Source organism: Mesobacillus maritimus, from assembly GCF_044803185.1.
GTDB classification, from domain to species: domain Bacteria; phylum Bacillota; class Bacilli; order Bacillales; family Cytobacillaceae; genus Mesobacillus_B; species Mesobacillus_B maritimus_B.
Map to the genome: position 1 here is coordinate 4,827,122 of NZ_CP085225.1, position 22,257 is coordinate 4,849,378.

Below are 22,257 nucleotides of genomic sequence, written 5' to 3' on the forward strand. Positions count from 1 at the left end.
TTAGTAATCCGTTTCTTTCTTTGTTTGGCCAATGAACTTTAAAAGTCTTAACGGCAAGGCCATATGTTCTTCGTTTACATTAATTAACATCGCTTCTTCTTCGAGCTGATCCTTTTCCTTGAAGATATTAATATCTTTGTTTATTCGCTCCATCTTCACATCCAGTTCAGCAGCAGTTGTCGCTGCTTCTTTCAATTCAGTTAGCAGGCTTTGCGGAACCTCTTTATTATATTTATAAAAGATTTTATGCTCGAGACTTGCCCAGAAATCCATCGCGATGGTCCGAATTTGGATTTCAACAGGAATGAGTTGTTCCCCATCAGACATAAACACAGGGATTTCTAGGATGAGATGGAGGCTCCGGTACCCGTTTGGCTTTGGGTTTTTAATATAGTCCTTACAATCCAATAGTTTTATATCTTTTTGCTTCTGGAGCATCTCACTAATTTTATAGATGTCCGAAACAAACGAGCAGGTAACCCTAATTCCGGCAATGTCCTTAATTTCATCTTGTATCGAATCCAATGAAAGGTCGAGGTTTTTTCGCTGCACTTTCTTCAAGATGCTTTCAGGTGATTTCACCCGTGATTTGACATGCTCGATTGGATTGTAGTCATGAATATAATTAAACTCATCCTTCAGGATATTAATTTTTGTGTTCATTTCATCTAAAGCAAATTTATAGGCCATCATAAAGCGAGTTAATTCAACCTTTAGAGCCTTCATGTCAGTTAGACTTACGTTTCTCTTCAAGTAATACATCTTCTTTCTCTGTTGGGTTATGATCTTCTTCTATCGGCTGCTTTGATCTTTTTTTATTACGAAAAACTCTCCTGATTCCTAGAAATAGAGTAATGGAAAGAAACAAAATCATCCCTATTTCATATTCATTCAAATTTATTGACAAAATACCTGCTGGAATAAGGGAGAGGACGATAAAGAAAAGGAAGTTTCCTAACATCGTTCCGTATAAAAAATGCCTAAAACGAATCGCTGTTACCCCTGCTAAAATATTGATTAAACTGGTTGGTACAAACGGAAAAATTCGTGCATGAAACACATAGGTGAACCCTTGTTTCTCAATATTTGTAATGTTTTCAGAGCGAAAGCGGTTGAGTAACCGGTCCTTAAATAGGTATCGTACCGACATAAAAACTAATATAGCCGCAACGATACTGGTCAGCCAACTCCACAAAAATCCATATACGACACCAAATAGAGTGATGTTAATGGTAATGACTAAGATGAGGGGGATAATTGTAAAGCTGTTTTGAATTACCATAATGACTAACATAATCAAATACGCTTTTAGGGAGTTATCCGCGAAATCGGCCCTGATCGTGTCAATATCCCCTTCAAGTATTAAATGGAATAAGTCCCGATTTAAAATAAATAACAAGAAAAAGGTCAACAACAGGGTAATCGCAAATACAAATCTCAGTTTCACCTTGTTCCCCTTTGTAAAAGTTAGCTTGCCCCATTTATTATTCATAATCACCCTATTCTCCATCTTAAAAATGATGTTCTTCCCAATACGAGGCCTTTAACATAGAATTTCCCTAACCTTTAAGCTGAGTAGAAAATTATTAGAGGAAGTTAGTAGTTGCGTTAAGTAAATGGATTTGTGGCAATACTCAAAAATTCAAACTATCTAAATAATTATCTCACTAAACAAAGTAGAAGGGCAAGGGAATTCCCATAATAGACTAGCTAAAAAGGAAGGACATCCGGTTGCCCTTCCTCTATGTTGATTGCATTAATTATGTTTTATAAATAGTGGTTAAAAGTTGATTTTATACCACTTTTCAGCAGCATCCACTTCTCCAAAGGTTAATTGATGCCCATGGTTTTCCCAATGCAGTTGCACCGATGCATTCGCTTTTTCCAATAACGATTTTAGCTCTTCAGATTCCTGTGCTGGGCAAATCGGATCATTGGTCCCTGCCCCAATAAAGACGGGTTTCCCGCAAAGGTCTGGTAACTCGATGCCCCGGCGCGGTACCATTGGATGGTGTAAGATGGCTCCACGTAAAGCATCCTGAAAATGAAACATAAGACTACCTGCTATATTCGCTCCGTTAGAGTAGCCAATTGCCATGATGTTTTGCCTGTCAAACTTGTATTCTTCTGCGGCTTGATCAAGAAACTCATTTAATTCATTCGTACGAAAAACTAAATCCTCCTCATCGAAAATCCCTTCAGCTAAGCGTCTAAAGAACCTCGGCATCCCGTTCTCAAGCACATTTCCCCGCACACTGAGTACTGCTGCTTTTTCGTCGATTCTTCCCGCAAGAGGCAGTAGATCCTGTTCATTCCCACCTGTCCCGTGAAGCAATAATAATGTCGGTCTTGACGGATCAGTACCTTCCTGAAAAATATGTTTCATCTCAATTCCTCCCATCCTCCATTAGAGGCTCTTTTTATTTCGGTCTTGTTATCGTAAAGATTTCACCAATTTTGGCATAGTCATTGCCTGCTAATCGGCTGACCGCAGCTAGACCATTAGGGTCAATCCTTCCTTGTTCGTAAATAGCTTCGTCAATATGGAACTGAACGATTCTCCCTATAATCAGGTCAGTCGTGCCACCTACTTCTAGAGCCTGCTCTAAGACGCATTCCATTCTGACCTTTGATTCCATGACACCAGGTACGGAAATTTCTGTACTCGGTACAGGTGACAGCTTGGCCAAGTCGATTTCACTTTCTTCAGGCGGGAGACTTGCTGCTGTTTCGTTAATTTGATTCACATTGTCGTCATCCACAATGTGAATGACGAATTCCTTCGTCTCAAGAATATTTCGCGCCGTATCCTTTTGGTTACCACCTGAACGCTGAACCGCTACCGAGACCATCGGTGGATTCGCAGAAACAATATTAAAATAACTGAAAGGTGCACCATTTAAGACACCTGCTTTTGACAAGGTCGTTACAAATGCAATCGGTCTAGGAATGATACTTCCAATTAACAGTTTATAATTTTCTCTTTCGGTATTATTTATAGGGTTAATCGAAAGCAAGCTAAACGCCTCCTATTTTTCCTTATATTCTCTCATTTCAATTCAAATTAGTATATTATTTAGCTTCCGTTGAGATGCCTCGTACTGAGTAGGTAGTTTCCAACCACGTGAAAAAAGCCAAGAGCTTATAATCACAGCCTCGACTTAGGTAAATTATTACTGTTTTAACCATCAATCTGTACGGTTCTTTATACCAACTAAGTAATTCATCGCTTGTTTTACAGTGTTAAAGGTGGTGGCATTAACGTGAAGACCTTGATGGACCATCATTTTAACTAAATTAACCGAAAAGCCAGTATAAATGACTTCTGCACCCAACAACCTTAGTGCACTTGCTAGTGAATTGATTTCACTTAAGACAAACCCTTCATCTACCTCTGTCATCCCAGTAAAATCAATTAAGACATACTCCGCACTCTTTTCTGAGGCCATTTGTAATGTCTTATCCCTCATTTTTCGGATGCGATGTTCTGTTAAAACTCCGGTTATCGGGATTAATAAAACATGGTCCATATGCATCTCAATAATTGGGGTATACATTCCCTCCATGATTGCCTGAGTCTCTTCATATTTTGTAACATCTTTCCAAGTCAAAACATACCCAATTCTATTGCCAAGCAGCTCCAATGGATTAACAACAATTTTAGCACGATAGCGATTAAAAAGGTTTATTTTGGTACTATAAGGAAACGGGCCATTTTGCATTATCTCAATCTGCTTTTTCGCCTCATTCCGATGGAATTCACTAATATTGCGACCATATAGGTCTTCTTTCCTATCAACCTCAATATAAGACCCAATTTTCTTTATCAGTTCATTAGCATAATCATTGACCCATACAATATCAAAATTTGTATCCGCTACAAATATATTTTCCCCTACTGCATTCAAGCTCTGGATTGTTTCATTGGACTCAAAGAAGTTCATCTCTTTTGCTCTCCTCTTATTAAAACAATATTCTATTTTTGGGTTCTCTATTAGCAAAGATGCCATTTATCCTAATTATACAGTTTGGGGTATCTTATTTTAAGAAACTTTTTTCCTATTTCCAACTATATAAATTTTTTACAATAAACCGCTATCACTTTGCCTTTTTATGGAAAACAAAAAAACATCCACGTAAAAGTGAATGTTTTTTTGAACCATCTATTATCTGATTGTTTTTAGCGCCGTGCTCCAAGTAACAACCTCTTCAAGCATGTTATTAACGTTATCGAGGTGTAATTCTTGTGGTTTGAACTCTGACATATTTTCAAAGTCTGTGAACAATGACAGTGTTGGATGTGTACGAACGTCAGCAACCTTCACCTCACCAAGGATTCCACGTAAATGTTCAGCAGCGCGTGCTCCACCAGTTGAACCGTAACTAACGATTCCAGCAGCTTTGTCGTACCAAGCCTCACGAGCAAAATCAATCGCGTTCTTCAGAGCACCAGTAATACTGTGGTTATATTCCTGAACGATAAAGATAAAGCCATCTAAGCTTGCAAGCTTTTCATTCCAAGCAGCAATACCTGGCTCTGTACCATCCGTTGTTCCTAAGAATGGAAGATTATAATCGGCGATGTCCACGATTTCAAACTCGGCATCTGTTCGCTGATCTGCGATTCCTTTCACCCATTCACCGACTTGTGGGCTAACACGGCCTTGACGAGTACTACCTAAAATAATTCCTACCTTTAACATAGAAAAATCCTCCTTTATCTTCAATCAATAATATTTTAATTCGAGATATATAATTATATATTTCCGGCACAAGTACATGCACAATGTAACTATATGACCTTATAAAAATCTCGAATTCAAAATAATTGTAAAACAAAAACAACTTCCCTGTCAAAGAAGAAGATTGAGCGCAAGGATTAAATTGGGGTTAAAAAGGAAAGATTGATTGATTAGTTGATTGGTTGATTGCTTGTCATAACGGGTTCTTCTTTAGAGTGACAAATTATATAAAAAATAAGTCATGCATCAAGCTCTCTAATGGACAGTTTTGGCTTCTTGGAGGGATTATTGTCCATGAAAAGTTCTCTCATAGACACTTTTAGCACCTTGGAGGGGAGTTTTGTCCATGACAGGCTCTCTCATGGACAGTTTTGGCTTCTTGGAGGGGATTTTTGTCCATGACAACCTCTCTCATAGACACTTTTAGCATTTTGAAGATGAGTTTTGTCCATGACAGGCTCTCTCATGGACAGTTTTGGCTTCTTGAGGGGGCTTCTTGTCCATGACAATTTCTCTCACAGACAGTTGGTATAATCTCATTTTATATTTGACCTTTGGGCACCCATACCCTATAGACTAAACGGACTCAGACCTGGACAATAAAAAAAGACTTAGTTCTGAAAAACAGAAACTAAGTCTTTTTTTAAAATTCTTTAACTACACCGCTGCACTATCCCATTTCTTTTCATCCTGAACAAACAGGATTCCTAGTTGGTGATGATCGCCTTCATATAAAGCACGCTGGACGAAGCGGATTTGACCGTTTGTATCTAGAACCTCAAGCTTACAGTGGGCTGCATTGCGTTGAATCGCTTCATAAAAGCTTTTCTCGTCCTTCACTTGATTTCCGTTCACCTTTGTTACGAGTTCACCAACCTGCAGTTCCATTTTGGCCGCTGGAGACTGAGGAAGTACACCGAGAATCATTACACCTTGATTTTGCTTAGAGAAGTAAAAAGGACGATTTTCATCCCTAACTCGCTGAACCAAATAAATCAATTCTCTACCAAGCATGGCAAGGACAACTGCGGCAATGGATGCCAACGGGAACCAATATCCCCCAGCTGCAACCACCAGGACGAGAATCCCTAATCCTACTACCCGGCCTCCATGCATACGGATTGCTTCCTTGGGCAAATTCCCTTGAATCTGTTGCTGTAGTCCAACCGCAAATGGCACAAGCATAAGAGAATAGAATTGATCGCCCATTGCAAATACTGGCCACCATGAAAACGGCGGCTCTAACACCTCACCAGGGATTAACAAAAAAACGGGAAGCATCCATAGTCGTTTAACCTCATGAACGCCGACGGTTTGTCCGCGTCGACTCTTAGTTAGCTTTGGCGAGGATCCCTTTACGCCATTGGTTCGAATTAAAATTCCCTCACCAATCACAAGGAGTGCTAGGAGAATGGCGACAGAGGGGTAAATTTTATCCTCAATGGACTCAAAGTACTTTCCGATGACAGGAATTCCCCAATCTTGTCCAGCGGTAAAAATAAGAATAAAAAACCCACTACCTACGGCATAAACGGGAGATAGCAACCTCGCTCTGACAGGTAAGCTTAGTAATAGGGTCATAACCGCGATTAAGATAACCACCGCAAACGGAATAACAAGTCCCAAAACGATTGTGATAACTGAAAGAACCAACCCTATGATTAGTCCAGTCGGCACTAGCTGCCGCAGTTCAAAAAAGGCATCTTCCGCACGAGTATGGAAGTTCTTCCGCTCGCGCTTTACTCGAGAAACTCCTAAAAATGCTGCAATAAAAAAGAAATAATAGAACAAAGGGTGAAGTAATAATTTCCCTGTTCCTTTTAGCAACTCCATTAACCAGACGAACGTCACCCAATGTCACCAGCCTTTATAATATGATTAATACTTTCATTGATATAGTCAGTTACATCTATTTTATCAAAACTTACTGTTAAAACATATTACTAGTTTTTTAAAATACTATAGTTGTGACCATTGGAGCAGATATGAATTGTTTTCATAAAAAAACAAACCAGCCCATCTCTGGACTGGTTAAAATTACTGATTTCACCTATAAAATCGGAACAATTATATTCCTATCTTACTAAAAGCTTTATAGCCGTACGAAGCTGGGCGTCGTTCTCTTCTTTTTTCATTTCTTCACGAGCTGCTTCTTCAAGAGCCGAGGCGGTTTTAGCATCAATGACGCCTGTTACGTCCATATCCATTTTACGTTGGAAGGCTTTCACAGCCATTTCTGTTTTATCATTAAAATAGCCATCTGTTCTTCCCGGAACATAACCAATGCCTTCTAAAATCTCTTGCGCATTTCTCACTTGCTCGTTATTCATATCGAGTTTTAACGGTTGTTCTATTTGAATTGGATGCGTGTGATAAATCATTGGTTGCTCAACTGGAACGGTTGGCTCAATGCCGTTTTGGTGGATCCAATTTCCATCTGGTGTTAACCATTTAAATAAAGTCAGCTTAATGTTGCTGCCATCCCCCATAGGCACTGCCTGCTGAACGGTGCCTTTGCCAAAGGTTTTCTCGCCAACCACAGGATAACCAGCGGCCTCTTTTAACGCGCCAGCGAGTATCTCTGATGCAGATGCACTGCCGTTATCTGTTAGGACAACAATCGGATAACTCTTCGCATTCTTTAATGATGAGAAATAGCGTGTTTTCTCCCCGTCTCGTTGCTCGATTTGATAAAGCGGCTTTTCATCAGGCACTAACCCTTTCAAAATTTCTTGGACACTTGATAGGAAGCCACCTGGGTTGCCTCGGACATCAATAATAAGTCCTTTCATTTTTTGTTTCTCTAGCTTTTCTAGCTCTTCTTGAAACTCTTTAGCTGTATCTTCAGAAAAAGAAGTGATTTCCAAATACCCAATATTTTCGCCAGTTTGCTGTTTCATATCAGCATGAACTGTTATTTGCGGGATTTCATCTCTTTTCACATTAATTTTTAAAGGTTCCTTTAATCCCTTACGTTGAATTTCAAGTTTGACTGACGTCCCTTTTTCCCCTCTAATTTTCATCGTTGCTTCATATAGATCCAGTCCTTCAACGCTTTCTCCGTCTACTTTTAATATTTGGTCATTAGGCTTCAGACCTGCCTTTTCTGCTGGGGAATTTTTAAAAGGAGAGACAATCACGATTTTATTATCAACCATGCTCACCTCAGCACCAATGCCCTCAAAGGACGACTCTAACGTTTCATTAAACTGCCTTGCAGTGTCAGCATCCATATAGACCGAATAAGGGTCCTCGAGGGTTGTGAGCATGCCCTGAATCGCACCTTCAATCAATTTTTCCTGCTCTACCTTTTCAACATAGTTACTTAAAATCAGACTGTATGCCCGCTCCACCTTTTCAAGCCCATCTGTGCTAATTGCCTGTGGCTGTTCTCCATCCGTGCTTTCAAATCTTATTCCTGTATTGTTATCGGTCACTCCTGCCCATTTGAATCCAGCATATGTTCCTCCTGCGCCTATCAGCAAGGAACTTGTCATCAAAAGAGCAATCCACTTTCGTTTCATTTGCGTCCTCCTCGCCTCTCTGCCCTGACTATTTTCTATTGGACTTGCTTTCCATTATATGATGAGATAGGACGAGTTATGAAGCATTAATTGTAGACACGTTGATTGAATCATATTATTTTCATGTACATAAGTCCCTGCCTACTAAAGATATGAATTCTTCTATTTCGCAAGTATTTTATTGTAATGCGCATACTAAGGAAAACAACAGGAGGAAACGAAATGGCGAGAAGAAATCGACGACCACTTATTCCAGAGGCCCGTGAGGCATTAAATCAATTAAAAGTAGATGTAATGAAAAGGCAAGGCTACCAAGTGAATGAGAATCAGCCAGATGAAGTTAAATACGAAGTAGCCCATGAAGTGAATGTCCCCCTTCAGCATGGCTATAATGGCAAGCTAACCTCAGAGGAAGCCGGAAAAGTCGGCGGCCCAATCGGCGGGAACATGGTGAAGGAATTAGTCCGTATGGCGCAAGAGCAAATGACAAGAAAACAATAAGAATAAGGAGCATACCGCTGCGGTGTGCTCCTTGTTCTTATTCGACGGTAATCTTCTTTTAAAAACAAACATTTACCCAAGTTTTCTTGTCCAAGCAAATAGTAATGAAGGTTCATATAATATAGTAACTTCCTCCGATATTTGACGGTAAGTTTACATTCAGAGTCGGCAAGTCGAAATGAAGATTTGTTTGGGCTAGCGATAGATGGTTTCTACGGAAATCATGCATTCAATTTTCATGCAAACATTCCTACAGGAGGTGAGAAGAATGGATTTATTACTGGAATTCCTCAATCAAAATTATTATATGATGGTACCAGCCCTATGGGTGATAGGTTACGGCTTAAAACATACACCGAGGATTCCCGATTGGACAATCATTTGGATTTTATTAGTGATCTCCATAAGCTTTGGAAGCTTTGCTTTTGGCTTTTCAACTGAAGGTATTTTAAATGGAGTCATTGCAGCAGGCGTTTCCGTACTTGGACATCAAATGTTTAAACAAACAATGGGCTCAAAAAGAAATAAAAAACTAAAAGTTGAAAAGAGAGTAGAGAACAACGGGGATAAAAAGAAAGAAAGTATATAAAGAAGAACTAACCATTGAAAAAGAGGATGAGGATCCATCTTGTTAATTTAAAAAATAGGCTATTACACTTTGGATACAACAATACTCAACAACATCTAGCAAGTTTAAACAAATCACTTTTAGGGAACAAAAAAAAGGAGAGAACAACGTCTCTCCTTTTATATTTTTTAAGGTAAATAGGATAAAGGATTAACAGCGTTTGATTTCGCGCCATTCCATTGACCTTTATGAAGTTCAAAATGCAAGTGCTGGCCATAAGATTGTCCAGTATTGCCCATTGTGCCAATTCGGTCGCCTTTTCTGACGACAGCTCCATTACCAACTGATCGGCTGCTCAAATGTGCGTAAACAGTCGTAAAGACTTGTCCATTAATGCTGTGTGAAATAAAAATAGCATTTCCATAGCTTGGAGAGTAATAGGATTTAATGACCACTCCGTCAGCAGCAGCTACAATTGGAACATTAGGACCTCTTTTGGCAATATCGATTCCATGATGATTTGCTCTTGACCCACGAAAACCAGATGAGACAATACCAGAAGCTGGCCAAGTAAAGGAACCGCCAGAGACTGGTGGAAGTGATGCTGCTTGTACCGTATTAGAATCTCCCCCACTGCTTTGTTGAGTTGAGGTACTAGTAGAGGTACTAGTAGAAGCACTAGCAGCAGCGGCAGCGGCCGCAGCAGCTTCTGCCCTTTGTCTCTCAAGCTCGGCTTGTCTTGCTTGTTCGAGATTAATCGCTTTTTGAATAGCTGCAGCTTGAGCAGCCAAAACAGCATTTTCCTCTTCGTCAGCAATTATTTCAGCATGCATCTCTTTTTCATCTTGCCTAAGATTTTCCATCAACGCTTCCTTTTCCTTACGCTGACTGTCGAGGTTTGCTTTTAACGTTTCAAGTTCTGCCTTCATTTCCTCTAAGTCTGCAAGCTTAAGTTCAACTTCCGCTTGCTTTGTTTCAAGATCCGTTTTATCCTTTTGGTGCTGTTCAAGGATATCCTTATCTGCTTGAACAAGGGTTGCAACCGCACCCACGCGGTCAATAAAATCACTGAAGCTTTGAGCTCCAAAGAGTACGTCTAAATAGCTTATGTTCCCGCCACTTTCCTGATAGGAAGCAGCACGATCCTTTAGCAACTCATTTCTTTTTTCAATCCGCTCTGTAAGAACGACAATCTCAGCTTCTAATTCCTTTATTTCCTCTTGAGTTTTACTAATTTGCGCATTCTTTTCTTCGAGCTTGTTTGTTGCATCTTCGACTGCAAGATCTAGTCTTTTAATTTCAGAATCAATAGAAGCCTGTTCGCTTTTTATCTCATTGATCTTTGATTCCTTTTCCTCAATCTCGGCATTTAAGCTTGATTTCTTTTTATTAATCTCTTCATGCTGTTGTTGTAATGATGATATGTCATCGGCACTGGCCTGATTCACCATCATCGGGCTAAGCAGGGTGCTTAAACTTAATGTACTTACTACTGCTAGTGAGAGTAATTGCTTTTTCACTTTTGTTGTACCCCTCTCTCTCATCTTTTTAATTGTAGCGTCGCTACTCTATCAATCTCGTGTTATGTAAAAAGTAAGAGGAAAAATCCCCCTACTTTTCCTTACACCTTTAAAAATTTCCTTACAGACATCAAACTACCCCAAATTCCAATTGCCGCTCCCATTAAAATTAAGATAGCGGATAACTGGTAGACAAATGGGTTGAATTCAAGTAGTTTAATAAAATTATCAGCTGCTAGTTTCGACTGAATCAAGTCATATAAATAATAATAAGCAGCGGACACGGCTGCGATAGGGATAATCGCACCGAGAATCCCTAGCCATAGGCCTTCTAAAAAGAACGGCCAGCGAATAAAAGAATTTGTCGCTCCAACAAGTCTCATAATTTCGATTTCTCGTTTACGAGCCATAATCGTAATCTTAATGGTATTAGAGATGAGGAACATAGCCGTAAATAACAATCCAATGATTAAAATCAACCCAACATTGCGGCTTATATCAATGAATTTAAATAGCGACTCTACTGTTCCCTGTCCGTATTTCACACTCGAAACATAATTCAATTGTTCAATATCTTTAGCCGTATTCATGGTGTCGGCTGGATTCTTCGTCTTTACGATGAACACATCTTTTAAAGGATTTTCCTGTTCAACAAGTTTAAATGCTTCTCCTTCATCACCGAAACTGTCAATTAAACTATTAAGTTCTTGTTCCTTGGGAGAATATTCAATACTATCGACGGCTGGTATCCTATTAAGTTCTTGTTCCAATAATTCTTTATCTTGCTCGTTCGCCGCAACATCAATATGAACACGGATTTCAACATCCTTTTCAATTGACGTAGCCACGCTATTCAGATTCATCATAATGACGAAAAAGACACCGACTAACAATAAGGTCACCGTTACAGAGCTGACAGACGCCAATGTCATCCAGTTGTTTCGGGCTAAACTCTTAAAGCTTTCTTTAACATGACGGCGGAATGTTCTAGCCTTCATATCCATACTCACCCTTCTGCTGGTCTCGTGTAATTTTGCCGCCTTCTACCGCAATGACACGATGCTTAATCCCATTAACAATATCTTTATTATGAGTAGCCATCACAATGGTTGTCCCTCTTAAATTGATTTCTTCAAAGATTTTCATGATGCCCCAAGATGTATCGGGATCAAGGTTCCCGGTAGGCTCATCGGCAATAACCACTTTTGGAGAATTTACAATCGATCTTGCGATGGAAACACGTTGCTGTTCTCCACCAGATAATTCAGTTGGTAACATTCTAGCCTTATGCTTTAAACCTACAAGATCAAGCGTTTCTAGCACTCGCTTTCTGATTACACTAGGCTGTTCTTCAATCACTTCCATAGCAAAAGCAACATTATCATAAACCGACACAGCATTTAACAACTTAAAGTCTTGGAAAACAACCCCAATATTGCGTCGGAATAGTGGCACATGTTTATTTTTTAAGGTAGAAAGATTTATTCCATTTACAGTAATACTTCCAGTTGTAGCTTTTTCTTCGCGGTACATCATTTTAATGAATGTAGATTTACCTGCACCACTTGGTCCAACTACATAAACAAACTCACCTGCGCCAATATATACATTAATCCCGTTTGCAGCTGTAACTCCATTCGGGTACTTTTTATAAACGTCCTTCATTTCTATCATAATTAGAATCACCTTTGATAGTATTTTCCCTACTGGCTAGCATTCGACATATTTTGTAACAGACCTATTATATCATCTAGCCCCCCCATTGAAACCCATAAAAATATTACAGTTTCTTTTCAAGTAGCATCTTTATTGCCATAATCTCCAGAAAGTGGGGGAAATCGTAAAAATCTGTTAGCAGAATTGCCTGCACGTAAGCGAGGAAACTGTAAGGACGGGGCTTTATCAACAGAAAACAAACAATTCAATTTTATTTCATTCTAATTACAAATCCTTGGACAAATTGTGTAAGTAAGGTATTCATTTATACTTAAAGAGGCTAGTAGAACTTTGTCGATTCTCCTAAGGTTTATAGACATATTTTTAGGGGTTTCTACTATTTTCTTCATTATAATAGTAAAATCCATTAACCTTACCTAGAGGAAATTCCTAACGGGTTCGGATTTTGAATACAAAAACTAAATTAGCACACCAATTAGCAGTCCTATTCGCAACTGAATGAGATGGGGTTTAATAAAATAAACGGTAAATCCGCCCTGAAATTCGAACCCCTTTTAACATGGTGTCATAAGATTTTTGTCGGGATGATAATTCGCATGCTAATTGTTATACCAATCGGTGTGTTACAATTGATATTTAATTAGCAGGGGGGTGTCTGAGAGGCGGATTAATGAAACAGACATTCATTCTTCTTATCCTTAATTGAGTAACCACTAATCGTTTAAATAAGGGGATTTTTTCCCGTTACCTGCAGAAAAGGGCTCGATTCAGGGGATATAAGGGGAGTTTTTCCCGTTAAGGCAAAGCAAAATGGTCCATTTTCATGTTTTTCGAGTAAATAGGCGGAATCTTTCCCGCTATTTAATCTATTTTTCGTGCTTTTACCTCAATAAGAGGAATTTCTCCCTTTATTTTAGTGGCTTATTGCTGGCAATTCTTGAAGATTTGGAAATCGCTAACCGGTGCTTATCTTGGGATAAAAAAATGCTTGGAGCATATATATGTCTCCAAGCATTTTTCTTTTTTTATTTACTTTTTAGCAGCAAGCCATTCAGCAACCGCTGATGCTTTTTCACCTTCAAGTAATTTCGGTGGCATTGTGCCCTGTCCGTTTGCAATGATGTTTTCAATTTCTTCTTGAGAATATTTTGCCCCAATTGCAGCTAACTCGGGACCTGCTCCCCCTTGTAAGTCCCCACCATGACAGCCAGCACAACTTTGGGCATATAAGGTTTCTCCATTGGCGCTAGCCGTATCGCCGTCGCCACCACCTTCATCTCCACCGCCACCACATGCAGCTAGTGCAAGAGATGCCCCCATTAATAATGAGAATAATAATTTCTTTTTCACAAAAGAACCCCCTTAAGAAAATTTTCCCTACACACCTATAATATACCAGGCTTACTCTCTTTTAAAACCTTCACCTAATACCTCCGAAGCGTCAGTAACGATGACAAACGCACTAGGGTCAATGGATTTCACAATTTGTTTCAATTTTGTGAACTCCGATTGATCCACGACACACATCAAGATTGGCCGCTCTTGATCTGTATACCCACCATATGCTGTTAGTTTTGTCATCCCCCGGTCAATTTTATTCAGAATTGCTTCACGTACTTCTTCTTGTTTTGAAGTAATCACCATTGTCATTTTTGACCTACCGATTCCAACCTGGACAAGATCAATCGTTTTGCTTGTTACATAAAGTCCTATCAAGGCATAAAGTCCTCGTTCAATATCGAAAATCATTGCAGCCCCAAGGACGATTACCCCATCAATGAGTGCAATCGAGGTACCTAATGAGATACCGGTGTATTTATTAAGGATTTGCGCGGCAAGGTCCGTGCCCCCAGTAGACCCTTTTCCACGAAACACAATCCCTAAGCCTAATCCGGCGCCGATTCCTCCGAATAGAGCTGCCAAAAGTGGATCCGTTGTCCAAGGTTCTATATCTTTTGTAAGATATACGACAAATGGAAGAAACGCTGTTCCGACAAGTGTCTTTAGCCCATATTGCCGGCCTCCAAGAAGCAGCACGCCCGCAATGAATAGAGGAATATTAAAAGACCATTGAACAAACGCTGGTTCCCAACCCAGAACATTAGCCAAGATAATACTAATTCCACTCACACCACCAGAAGCAACCTGATTTGGAAGCAAAAATAGGTTAAAGGCCAATGCGATAAAAGAAGCACCAATTAATGTATATATGTACTCCATTGCTTTTTGGAAGTTTGGATGTTGCCTTCGCTTTTTCATAAATTAAAACCCCTTAGTTGATTTTTCCAGCAGTGAGTATAACATGAGGGTTCTGAACTGTAAATAACAGTCGACTACCGTGTTAAAGGGGTAAACTGGGTATTAGTAGTATTCATATAGTGCGAACCTTATTATACGCGTTTGAAAAGCAATTGTTATATAGAATACTTATTGCCTACTACTAACACCCTCAAGGAAGTAAGAGGAAGAGGAAGAAGTCTTTTTAAAAATCCAGAAACATGAGAAAGAGTAAAAAGAAAATCCCTCCGATTTGTTGGAGGGATTTATTTATTGGCTCGTTCGCTTTGGAGCATGGGCAGCCTCGATGAAGGATTGAGATGACCCACCGTGGCAGCTAGCACATGATTGGTTTTCTTCTTGGTGACCCGATGAGAGGGTTGGGTCAGGAATTGTTCCCGTTACACCATAAATTGCTGTTGAACCATTATGGCAAGATAAACAGAAACTACGTTCTTTACTAACGTCCCACTCTCCGGTTGATAAAGTAAACTCTGAAGGATTTTCATGACCGATTTTTTCTTTCAATTGCTTAACATTATTCGAGCCATGTGTATCATGGCAATCTGCGCATGGGATATGACCTGCTAGTGGGCTTCCATCCTCGGCTTTGATGATGTGGCCTGAGAAAGCTTTTTCCTCAGTCTGGTCCCTATCGGCAAAAGATGTTTGTTCTGTTTCTTCATATTGCTTTTTGATTTCTTCCGTTATGTTATTAAAGAATTGAGCGATATCCGCAATGTCCGGAGACTTTTCCTTGAAGTTTGCATTATGGCAACGTAAGCAAAGCTCGTAGTCTTCATATAGTCCAACTGATGTATTCCATTTATTATATTGAAAGATACGATAATCAACCCGGGGGTCGGTCATTCTAGCGATATTATCTGTTTCATGACAAGATTCGCATAACTGCTCTTTGCTACTATTAGGGATTTCTCTATTTTCATTTTTCGCAACAGCTTCCTCTGAATGTTCATAAGTAAAATGATCCTGAATAAGGTTAGGATTCGTTTCTGACCATTCTATATGAGGGTTGTGACAGCTTGCACATGAGTTTTTGGTTTGTGAACCATCAATACTGACTCCATAATTATGACTATGTGAACTAGTTGCATTATCAGGTATCGGAGCTCCAACCGTACCATCGTGACAGGCATTACAGTAATTTCCGATATTCGTATCTGTAAGGGGGGTCGAATCCGATAAAAGCTTTCCATTGTCGGCTACATGGGTACTATGGCAATTGTTGCAAGTATTAACATTGTTTTGATACATTCCGTGCGGGTTTTCGCCATATGGATTATTTTCTAAGCGAACTTGGTCCCCAATTGTCGTAAACGACCAAAACCTCGGACGCCCAATGTTTCCGGCCATATCTTTATAAAATGGATTAATGGAAACTAAATACTTTTCCCCAGGCTGTAGTTCTGTTTCCGCATTGAAGGTTATGTGGCCAGTTTCAGAATTATAATCCGTTAGGTTAACAGGAATGTTTTCACCATTATGGGATAACGTGATTACTTCATTTGTTATTGAAGCAGCGTCTAAACCTAGATTATCAGAAATCATAAAAGTAAAAGATGTATCTAAAGGGACATGGGTCATATCGTGCTTCGGCTGAACGCTTGGTAGTACAACAGGTCTAGTTTTATCATAGGTAAATTTAAGATGTGTATAATCACTCTCGTTACCTGCAGGATCGATGGCTAGGAGATAAATGGTGTGTTCACCCTCAGGTAACTCTGTGTCTTCATGTTCCCATTCACCAAATTCATTGGCTAATAAGGTTGTCCATTCCCCGGTGATAGTTCCTTCAGTGTCCTCTAAACATTGCAGACAAATTTTCACTTTGGAATTTGTTTCTGTAGTTCCTGATAAAATCGGTTCGGTAATATATGCCCCTTCAACCGGACTGTTCAAAGAAATAAACGGTGAGGTTAAATCAATGATGATGTTTACTGGCTCAGTAGTGGCTAAGTTTCCTAAAGAATCTTTGGCAACTGCGTAGACTGAATAAGTGCCTTCTAGGAGAGTAACTGAAACTAACCAAGTTCCATCCTCCTCAACAGTAGCTGTACCTATTAGATTATCTACAGAAAAAAGCTCGACCGTGACATCTGTTGGAGTCTCAAATAAGGTTACATTACCGATAAAGTCAATGTTACTAGTATTAAATACTGCACCATCCTCAGGCAAGGTAATGGAAATGGAGACTTCAGGTTCCTCTACTTCGGATGATTCAGCTTCTACAGGTTGGGGCTCAGTCTGAATTTCATCAGTATTACTGTTATCTTCACCTGTATCAGAAGTGATGAGCTCGGTGGCACCAACTTGAACCACATTAAGAAATTGAGTAGGATTGATTAGGTGTATGCATATAATTAGAAGGATCACAAATCGGAATCTATTATGATGTAGTAAGTTTCTCCTATAGTTCATCCTTAACCCTCATTTCTATTTCACTTTCAAAAATAACTAGATTCTTCCTATTACTATTTTAATCCTTAGACAAAGGAGGGACTAGTAGATTCGTTGGAAATTCAATAAATATACATATAAAAAATGTTGGAATGTCACAAATGCATTTTTTAATAACGGAATGTTATAGATACCACATATCCCGAAAAATGTGACGGAGTAAACAGTTAATATATTTTATGTGTTGTAACTTGAGATAAAAGTTAATTTAAGTCCGGAAGATGAAATTGACAAGGGCCTTAATTAAATAGAAAATGGTTGATAAAAGAGAAATAAGGTATTGTGCCAAGGCACAATACCTTAATCCGTCACATTTTTTCTTTCGGCTAACGATTAGTTGCAGCTAATTGTTAGCTTTTTTAGCGTTGGATAGATTTAATTGTTCCGCCAAAATCAACATCAGTTTTAGGCATACCGTTTGGATGATCTTCTGGACGGTTAGTGTTCTTGATTGTTGTAGCCTTAGAGCTGTTGTGACAAGCCCAACATACGGTCATGTTCGTGAACTTTTTAAGTGCTGATGATGGGTTGGTGTCTGTCATATATTCAAGAGCTGATGGTTTATTTCCTTCAAATTTACCGTCAGTAGCTGTTAAGTCAGCGACTGTTTCACCTTGAGCATCCATCATAATTTCAGCGTCAGTACCATGAGCAAAGTGACAGCGCACGCAAGTGTAGCTAGCATTGTTTGTAGTATGACGGTAAGCTTTTTCAAACGTACCTGATTTTATACCTGAGGAAGAACTTGATTTTGCAATGTAATCTGTGTGACAAGAAGCACAGTACTCAGACATCGCAACACCTTGTCCCACGAAATCTTTAGTTGTACCTGTGTTATTAAGGGTCTTTTCGGTCCAGTAAGCAGACTGGTTATTCTTATAAATCTTTAAGCCGTCAATATCTTGTACTTCTTGAAGATCCATTTTAACTACATAAGCCAAAGAAACTTGTCCTTTTAGCGAAGTTGAGCCTGTTAGAATTTCATTACCTTTTTTAGTTAGTGCTTTAAAGTACCCATGTTCGTTGCTGAAATAAATATCTGCATTTCCATACTCAATACGACCAGTACCATGGGTTGGATGAGTATACGCTAAGTGAGTGAAATGTGGCTGACCATGACTACCATAACCGTAAAGCATTGGAACTTCTTGTTTAGTAGTACCCTTATATAGGTAAACTTTTACAGCAAATTCATCAGCATCTGAAACTTTTTCAGTAGTGGAGGTTTCTTTTACTAAAGCGTAAACCCCAGCAGCAGGTTTAGTGGTTGTAACATCATGTAATACAATTTGTTTTCCGCCTGTTAGCGCATCTTCACCATCCTTAATAGGGGTAGTTGCCATACCATTTGGATTGTAGTGTAATAAACGGTCACTATAAGATCCGTGTGGCGCGTGACAGCTTGCACAGCTAAATGATGCTCCCCATGTTTTTGCATCTGCAGAAGACTTGTTGCCACCAGGAGCAGCTTTAACCTGAACAGTGTCATTAGACTGGTGAATACTCATGTTATTAGCATGACTTCCACCGAAAGTACCAGCACCGTCTAAGTCAGCATTTTCACCAGATTCAAAGACGTTATAGAATCCTAAGGTACCATCGTGACAAGAAGCACAAGTCTGATAAGTTGTGTCAGCAAATAATAATTGCTTACCTTTAGATGTATGCGTTTGGTGACAGCTTGCACAAGAGTTGGTGTTGTTTTGGTATTCACCGTGTGTCTTATGGCCATCTACGTTTTTGATAACTTCTGCCATCTCTCCTTCTATAGGTGCTTCTTCAGCATCAGCACCTACACCAGTATCGTTAGCATTATCAATTGTTGGTTCAACAGTAATAGGAGTAGTGTTTGGTGTATTGTAATCTTCTGCAGAAGCAGCGAATGTAAAAATACCAAACAGCATAATTACAAAAAGCAAACTAAAACTAAATTTTTTCAAGCTAAAAACCTCCCTTAATTAAATCTTTCTCTCTGTTTTTTTCTAAATTCCCTATGAGTTACCTATGCTCAGGCCTCGTTCCACAAACCACCTCCTTTAAGGTTCTCATGTTTAATGTGTCATTTAGTTGGTCCGAACATTTCCTTTTAATTAAAAACAGAGACTCTTAAATTAAGGGTGTCGGTAATAAGAACGTTATCTTCTTCATCGATGAATAGGCCATTAGGGAGGTAGAACTGGCCGTTTGATTCACCCATGGATCCGAATGTAAACTTCTGTTCGCCTTCTTTTGTAAACCCATAGACCATATGAGTTAAATTACTGACAACATAAACAAACCCTCTGCTATCAATACCAATACCTCTAGGGTTTACAAAGACCGACTCGCCTTTACCGTCTTTTGAGCCATTAATAATTCGTTGGAAATTTCCTTCTTTATCAAAAATTTGAACACGCTGGTTCCCAGTATCAACAACGTAAATATTTCCTTCCTCATCCGCGGTAATTGCATTTGGAGCTATGAATTCCCCATCGTCTTTTCCTGGTTGTCCTATTTCAAGAAGAAGTTCTCCTTCCATGTTAAAGACAAACACCTTGTTCTGCTGTATATCTGTCACATATACTTTCTCGTCAACAATTCGCAACCCGCCCGGAGAGCTAATTGTTTTGTCCTTGCTATATTCATGGGCAAAGTATTCAACAAATTCCCCTTTCTCATCATGAATGGATATTGTCCCGTTGTATAAATCGGCCACATATACCCGACCTTCTGCATCAACTGTGATCCCATAAGGAAATTTGAATTGACCCGGTTGGTTTCCTTCTTCCCCAAAATGGTAGAGAAGAGAACCTGCAAGATCAAAAACCATGATCCTTTTATTATTTGTGTCAGAAACAAAGGTAAAAGAGCTTGAAGAGGCAACATCCATTGGCTTATCTAATGAATTTTCAAAGTCTCCAATCAATTGATGACTATACTGTGGAGCTCCGTCCGGATTAATCACATCTACTAACCCAGTTGGGATTGCCCTAGCCTGATTCATAAACAAGATTGTAAATACAGCTGCCGTTACCAATGAAACCATTGCCATTGAAATATACGTATTACGTCTTTTCATGTCATTCACCTTCTGTATCTTTCTCGGTTACTCGTTCAAGTGCAGTTGCCGCTTCTTCAAAAAGTGGGTCATATTGGAGTGCATCTTTGAAGATATCCATGGCAATTTTAATTTCTCCTTGATCTTCTGCAACTAGGCCAATTTGATAAATAATGTCTGAGTTAGCGGGATTAAGTTGGTTTGCTACTTCAAGTGCTTCCATAGCTTCTTCAAACATTCCAAGGTTTCTATATGTTATGCCCATTTGTACGTGACCCTTAAAGTCTTTAGGAGCAATGTTTACTGTCTTGTCAAACATAAGAAGTGCTTCGTTATAACGTTCCTCATCTAAAAAAACTAGTCCCATATTGTAATAGGCATCGTAGTAATTTTTATCTTGGTCAATAACATAATCAAATTGCTTTATAGCTTCCTCGTTCTGACCTTTTAAGTAGTGGGTATATCCTAGAATAATCCGATTTTCCAAATTAGCAGGATCTTTCCTTACTTCCTCTTGATAATACGCTAGCTGTTCGTTCACCCTCTTCATATCAATATCATTCCAAAAGTAGAAGTGGCCGAGAGCGTATCCTGCACCTGATGTAACCGCAAATGAAAGAAAAATCAGGAGGAATGCTTGAACCTTAGTGAAGAATTTTGGCTGTTTCCTAGGTTTCTCCTCGACTTCCTGGGTTATTTTTTCTGTTTCCATGGTTATTCCCCTCTCGGTTTCTTATTGGTCATTTCGTTTTCCGTCTAAACTATGGCATTTTGTACATGTCGATTCGACATGACATTGTAAGCAACTTCGATCAAATTTCTGACTGTCGCTAAGTGGAACAGGATGTCTTGATTTCCATTCACCAGGATGCATACTTGGGTGACAAGAAGCACAGGCAACATTGGTTACTGGTGCATCACTGACAATGCGGTTATCGTGACAGGTGAAACAATTGTTATTGTCCTTTGAAAGCATCCCATGATTCATCAAAAATAATGACTGTTTATGACTCTCGGGACGGATTCCATGGCAATCCTTACAAAACGTATTGGTTTTAGCATATTGTGAGACTTCTGGATTGTTTAAATCCTCATGTGGATTCTCTTTATCTTTATTTAAAAACTTCGTATAGCTAGCTGATTCTTTAAATAAGTCGTATGACTCAGTAGACATATACGAATGACATTTTTCACAGTTTTGAAGTTCAGCTGGCTCTATTTTTCCATGCCCTCCAACTTTGAATTCCTTTGTTTTGTGATTATCTGGCAGCATCGTCGTTTCATGACAAGCTTGACATTCAAGTGGAGCATTACGGACACGGTGACAATCCATGCATGTCTGCATTTGAGGTTTCGTGTACTTCGTATCAGTCATTAATAACTTCCCTTGAGTCTCAGACCATTTATCATAATCACTTTTATAAGTAACCCTTCTGTCTGAAATCTTTCCATGCGCAACACCACTATGACATTGAACACATGTGATTCCCTCTGTTTTATGTTTATCATGTGGGATAATTAAATCTCCTGAAGGAGTAAAATTTCTAGTGTTAATGTTATGACATTTCTCACAAGACTCATCAGGGATTTCAGATGGCATTGTGATTGGTGCGATATAAGTCTCGGTATATTTTTTATAGACCTCTTCAACATTGCCCACTTTTGACTTTAATTGGCTTTCTAGTCCTGGCTCAACGTGGCAGGCAACACAGTCAACTTCACTATGAGTAGAGGCTTCCCACGTATAATATTGTGGTTTCATTTCATGACATGAGACACAATACTTTGAGCTTGACGACCCTTCAAGGCCCGCATAACTAATCGAGAAGAAAATCACCAAGAATAAAAGTGTAAGTGAGGCTACTTTCCATTTACCGCTAAAGCGGGGAGGGGTCCGTTGTTCCTCGTTATGATCATTCACTTAGATCCCTCC

General features: G+C 39.3%; 20 protein-coding genes. 2 read left to right on the forward strand and 18 right to left on the reverse strand.

The window, feature by feature from the left end; translation table 11 throughout:
* The 8 genes from LG336_RS23480 to LG336_RS23515 all read right to left on the reverse strand — a co-directional run bounded on the left by LG336_RS23480 (position 1) and on the right by LG336_RS23515 (position 8,266).
* Positions 1–726 (reverse strand): GTP pyrophosphokinase family protein, encoded by a 726-nt coding sequence (locus LG336_RS23480; protein WP_404333268.1) that lies wholly within the window; start codon positions 724–726, stop codon positions 1–3.
* Between the two features lies 1 nt (position 727).
* Positions 728–1,492: a TVP38/TMEM64 family protein gene (locus LG336_RS23485; protein ID WP_404329894.1), complete on the reverse strand. Its 765-nt coding sequence runs from the start codon at positions 1,490–1,492 to the stop codon at positions 728–730.
* Between the two features lie 288 nt (positions 1,493–1,780).
* Positions 1,781–2,386 (reverse strand): alpha/beta hydrolase, encoded by a 606-nt coding sequence (locus LG336_RS23490; protein WP_404329895.1) that lies wholly within the window; start codon positions 2,384–2,386, stop codon positions 1,781–1,783.
* 34 nt (positions 2,387–2,420) lie between these two features.
* A complete protein-coding gene (locus LG336_RS23495) occupies positions 2,421–3,017 on the reverse strand; it encodes a flavin reductase family protein (protein WP_404329896.1) in 597 nt (198 codons plus the stop codon).
* Between the two features lie 171 nt (positions 3,018–3,188).
* Complete coding sequence (locus LG336_RS23500) at positions 3,189–3,944, reverse strand: STAS domain-containing protein (protein ID WP_404329897.1); 756 nt, start codon at positions 3,942–3,944, stop codon at positions 3,189–3,191.
* A gap of 222 nt (positions 3,945–4,166) precedes the next feature.
* Positions 4,167–4,703 carry an NADPH-dependent FMN reductase gene (locus LG336_RS23505; protein ID WP_404329898.1) on the reverse strand — a complete coding sequence of 179 codons (537 nt, stop codon included), beginning with the start codon at positions 4,701–4,703 and terminating at the stop codon, positions 4,167–4,169.
* Positions 4,704–5,399: 696 nt separating this feature from the next.
* Entirely contained in the window at positions 5,400–6,575 is a 1,176-nt protein-coding gene (locus LG336_RS23510; RefSeq protein WP_404333269.1) for a PDZ domain-containing protein, read from the reverse strand.
* 242 nt (positions 6,576–6,817) lie between these two features.
* Positions 6,818–8,266 (reverse strand): S41 family peptidase, encoded by a 1,449-nt coding sequence (locus LG336_RS23515; RefSeq protein ID WP_404329899.1) that lies wholly within the window; start codon positions 8,264–8,266, stop codon positions 6,818–6,820.
* A gap of 222 nt (positions 8,267–8,488) precedes the next feature.
* On the opposite strand from LG336_RS23515, the gene LG336_RS23520 reads away from it, so the two are divergent.
* Positions 8,489–8,767 (forward strand): alpha/beta-type small acid-soluble spore protein, encoded by a 279-nt coding sequence (locus LG336_RS23520; RefSeq protein ID WP_404329900.1) that lies wholly within the window; start codon positions 8,489–8,491, stop codon positions 8,765–8,767.
* Between the two features lie 268 nt (positions 8,768–9,035).
* Positions 9,036–9,356, forward strand: coding sequence for a phage holin family protein (locus tag LG336_RS23525; protein WP_404329901.1), 321 nt, complete (start codon positions 9,036–9,038; stop codon positions 9,354–9,356).
* A gap of 167 nt (positions 9,357–9,523) precedes the next feature.
* Here the strand turns inward: LG336_RS23525 and LG336_RS23530 are convergent, their stop codons facing one another.
* From LG336_RS23530 to LG336_RS23575, 10 genes are all read right to left on the reverse strand, one after another.
* Positions 9,524–10,855, reverse strand: coding sequence for a murein hydrolase activator EnvC family protein (locus tag LG336_RS23530; protein ID WP_404329902.1), 1,332 nt, complete (start codon positions 10,853–10,855; stop codon positions 9,524–9,526).
* Between the two features lie 101 nt (positions 10,856–10,956).
* Complete coding sequence (ftsX, locus tag LG336_RS23535) at positions 10,957–11,853, reverse strand: permease-like cell division protein FtsX (RefSeq protein WP_404329903.1); 897 nt, start codon at positions 11,851–11,853, stop codon at positions 10,957–10,959.
* Positions 11,843–12,529, reverse strand: a complete 687-nt coding sequence (ftsE, locus tag LG336_RS23540; protein WP_404329904.1) for a cell division ATP-binding protein FtsE — start codon at positions 12,527–12,529, stop codon at positions 11,843–11,845. The genes ftsX and ftsE overlap by 11 nt, the downstream gene beginning before the upstream one ends.
* 1,032 nt (positions 12,530–13,561) lie before the next feature.
* Positions 13,562–13,882 (reverse strand): cytochrome c551, encoded by a 321-nt coding sequence (cccB, locus tag LG336_RS23545; RefSeq protein ID WP_404329905.1) that lies wholly within the window; start codon positions 13,880–13,882, stop codon positions 13,562–13,564.
* A 51-nt stretch (positions 13,883–13,933) separates the two neighbouring features.
* Entirely contained in the window at positions 13,934–14,791 is an 858-nt protein-coding gene (locus LG336_RS23550; RefSeq protein ID WP_404329906.1) for a YitT family protein, read from the reverse strand.
* A 288-nt stretch (positions 14,792–15,079) separates the two neighbouring features.
* The gene (locus LG336_RS23555) at positions 15,080–17,248 is read right to left on the reverse strand and encodes an Ig-like domain-containing protein (protein WP_404329907.1); all 2,169 of its coding nucleotides are present in this window, start codon (positions 17,246–17,248) and stop codon (positions 15,080–15,082) included.
* A gap of 398 nt (positions 17,249–17,646) precedes the next feature.
* Positions 17,647–19,227, reverse strand: a complete 1,581-nt coding sequence (locus LG336_RS23560) for a cytochrome c3 family protein (protein WP_404329908.1) — start codon at positions 19,225–19,227, stop codon at positions 17,647–17,649.
* A gap of 146 nt (positions 19,228–19,373) precedes the next feature.
* On the reverse strand, positions 19,374–20,345 hold the full coding sequence (locus LG336_RS23565) for a 6-bladed beta-propeller (RefSeq protein WP_404329909.1): 972 nt from the start codon (positions 20,343–20,345) through the stop codon (positions 19,374–19,376).
* Position 20,346: 1 nt separating this feature from the next.
* Complete coding sequence (locus LG336_RS23570; protein WP_404329910.1) at positions 20,347–21,036, reverse strand: tetratricopeptide repeat protein; 690 nt, start codon at positions 21,034–21,036, stop codon at positions 20,347–20,349.
* Between the two features lie 21 nt (positions 21,037–21,057).
* Entirely contained in the window at positions 21,058–22,245 is a 1,188-nt protein-coding gene (locus LG336_RS23575) for a NapC/NirT family cytochrome c (RefSeq protein WP_404329911.1), read from the reverse strand.
* Between the last annotated feature and the right edge of the window lie 12 nt (positions 22,246–22,257).

What these genes read in the sequence shown, in the direction of transcription:
- LG336_RS23480 (WP_404333268.1), bottom strand. Translation starts at nt 726, where the DNA reads ATGAAGGCTCTAAAGGTTGAATTAACTCGCTTTATGATGGCCTATAAA.
- LG336_RS23485 (WP_404329894.1), bottom strand. Translation starts at nt 1,492, where the DNA reads ATGAATAATAAATGGGGCAAGCTAACTTTTACAAAGGGGAACAAGGTG.
- LG336_RS23490 (WP_404329895.1), bottom strand. Translation starts at nt 2,386, where the DNA reads ATGAAACATATTTTTCAGGAAGGTACTGATCCGTCAAGACCGACATTA.
- LG336_RS23500 (WP_404329897.1), bottom strand. Translation starts at nt 3,944, where the DNA reads ATGAACTTCTTTGAGTCCAATGAAACAATCCAGAGCTTGAATGCAGTA.
- LG336_RS23505 (WP_404329898.1), bottom strand. Translation starts at nt 4,703, where the DNA reads ATGTTAAAGGTAGGAATTATTTTAGGTAGTACTCGTCAAGGCCGTGTT.
- LG336_RS23510 (WP_404333269.1), bottom strand. Translation starts at nt 6,575, where the DNA reads ATGGAGTTGCTAAAAGGAACAGGGAAATTATTACTTCACCCTTTGTTC.
- LG336_RS23515 (WP_404329899.1), bottom strand. Translation starts at nt 8,266, where the DNA reads ATGAAACGAAAGTGGATTGCTCTTTTGATGACAAGTTCCTTGCTGATA.
- LG336_RS23520 (WP_404329900.1), top strand. Translation starts at nt 8,489, where the DNA reads ATGGCGAGAAGAAATCGACGACCACTTATTCCAGAGGCCCGTGAGGCA.
- LG336_RS23525 (WP_404329901.1), top strand. Translation starts at nt 9,036, where the DNA reads ATGGATTTATTACTGGAATTCCTCAATCAAAATTATTATATGATGGTA.
- ftsX (WP_404329903.1), bottom strand. Translation starts at nt 11,853, where the DNA reads ATGAAGGCTAGAACATTCCGCCGTCATGTTAAAGAAAGCTTTAAGAGT.
- ftsE (WP_404329904.1), bottom strand. Translation starts at nt 12,529, where the DNA reads ATGATAGAAATGAAGGACGTTTATAAAAAGTACCCGAATGGAGTTACA.
- LG336_RS23550 (WP_404329906.1), bottom strand. Translation starts at nt 14,791, where the DNA reads ATGAAAAAGCGAAGGCAACATCCAAACTTCCAAAAAGCAATGGAGTAC.
- LG336_RS23555 (WP_404329907.1), bottom strand. Translation starts at nt 17,248, where the DNA reads ATGAACTATAGGAGAAACTTACTACATCATAATAGATTCCGATTTGTG.
- LG336_RS23565 (WP_404329909.1), bottom strand. Translation starts at nt 20,345, where the DNA reads ATGAAAAGACGTAATACGTATATTTCAATGGCAATGGTTTCATTGGTA.
- LG336_RS23570 (WP_404329910.1), bottom strand. Translation starts at nt 21,036, where the DNA reads ATGGAAACAGAAAAAATAACCCAGGAAGTCGAGGAGAAACCTAGGAAA.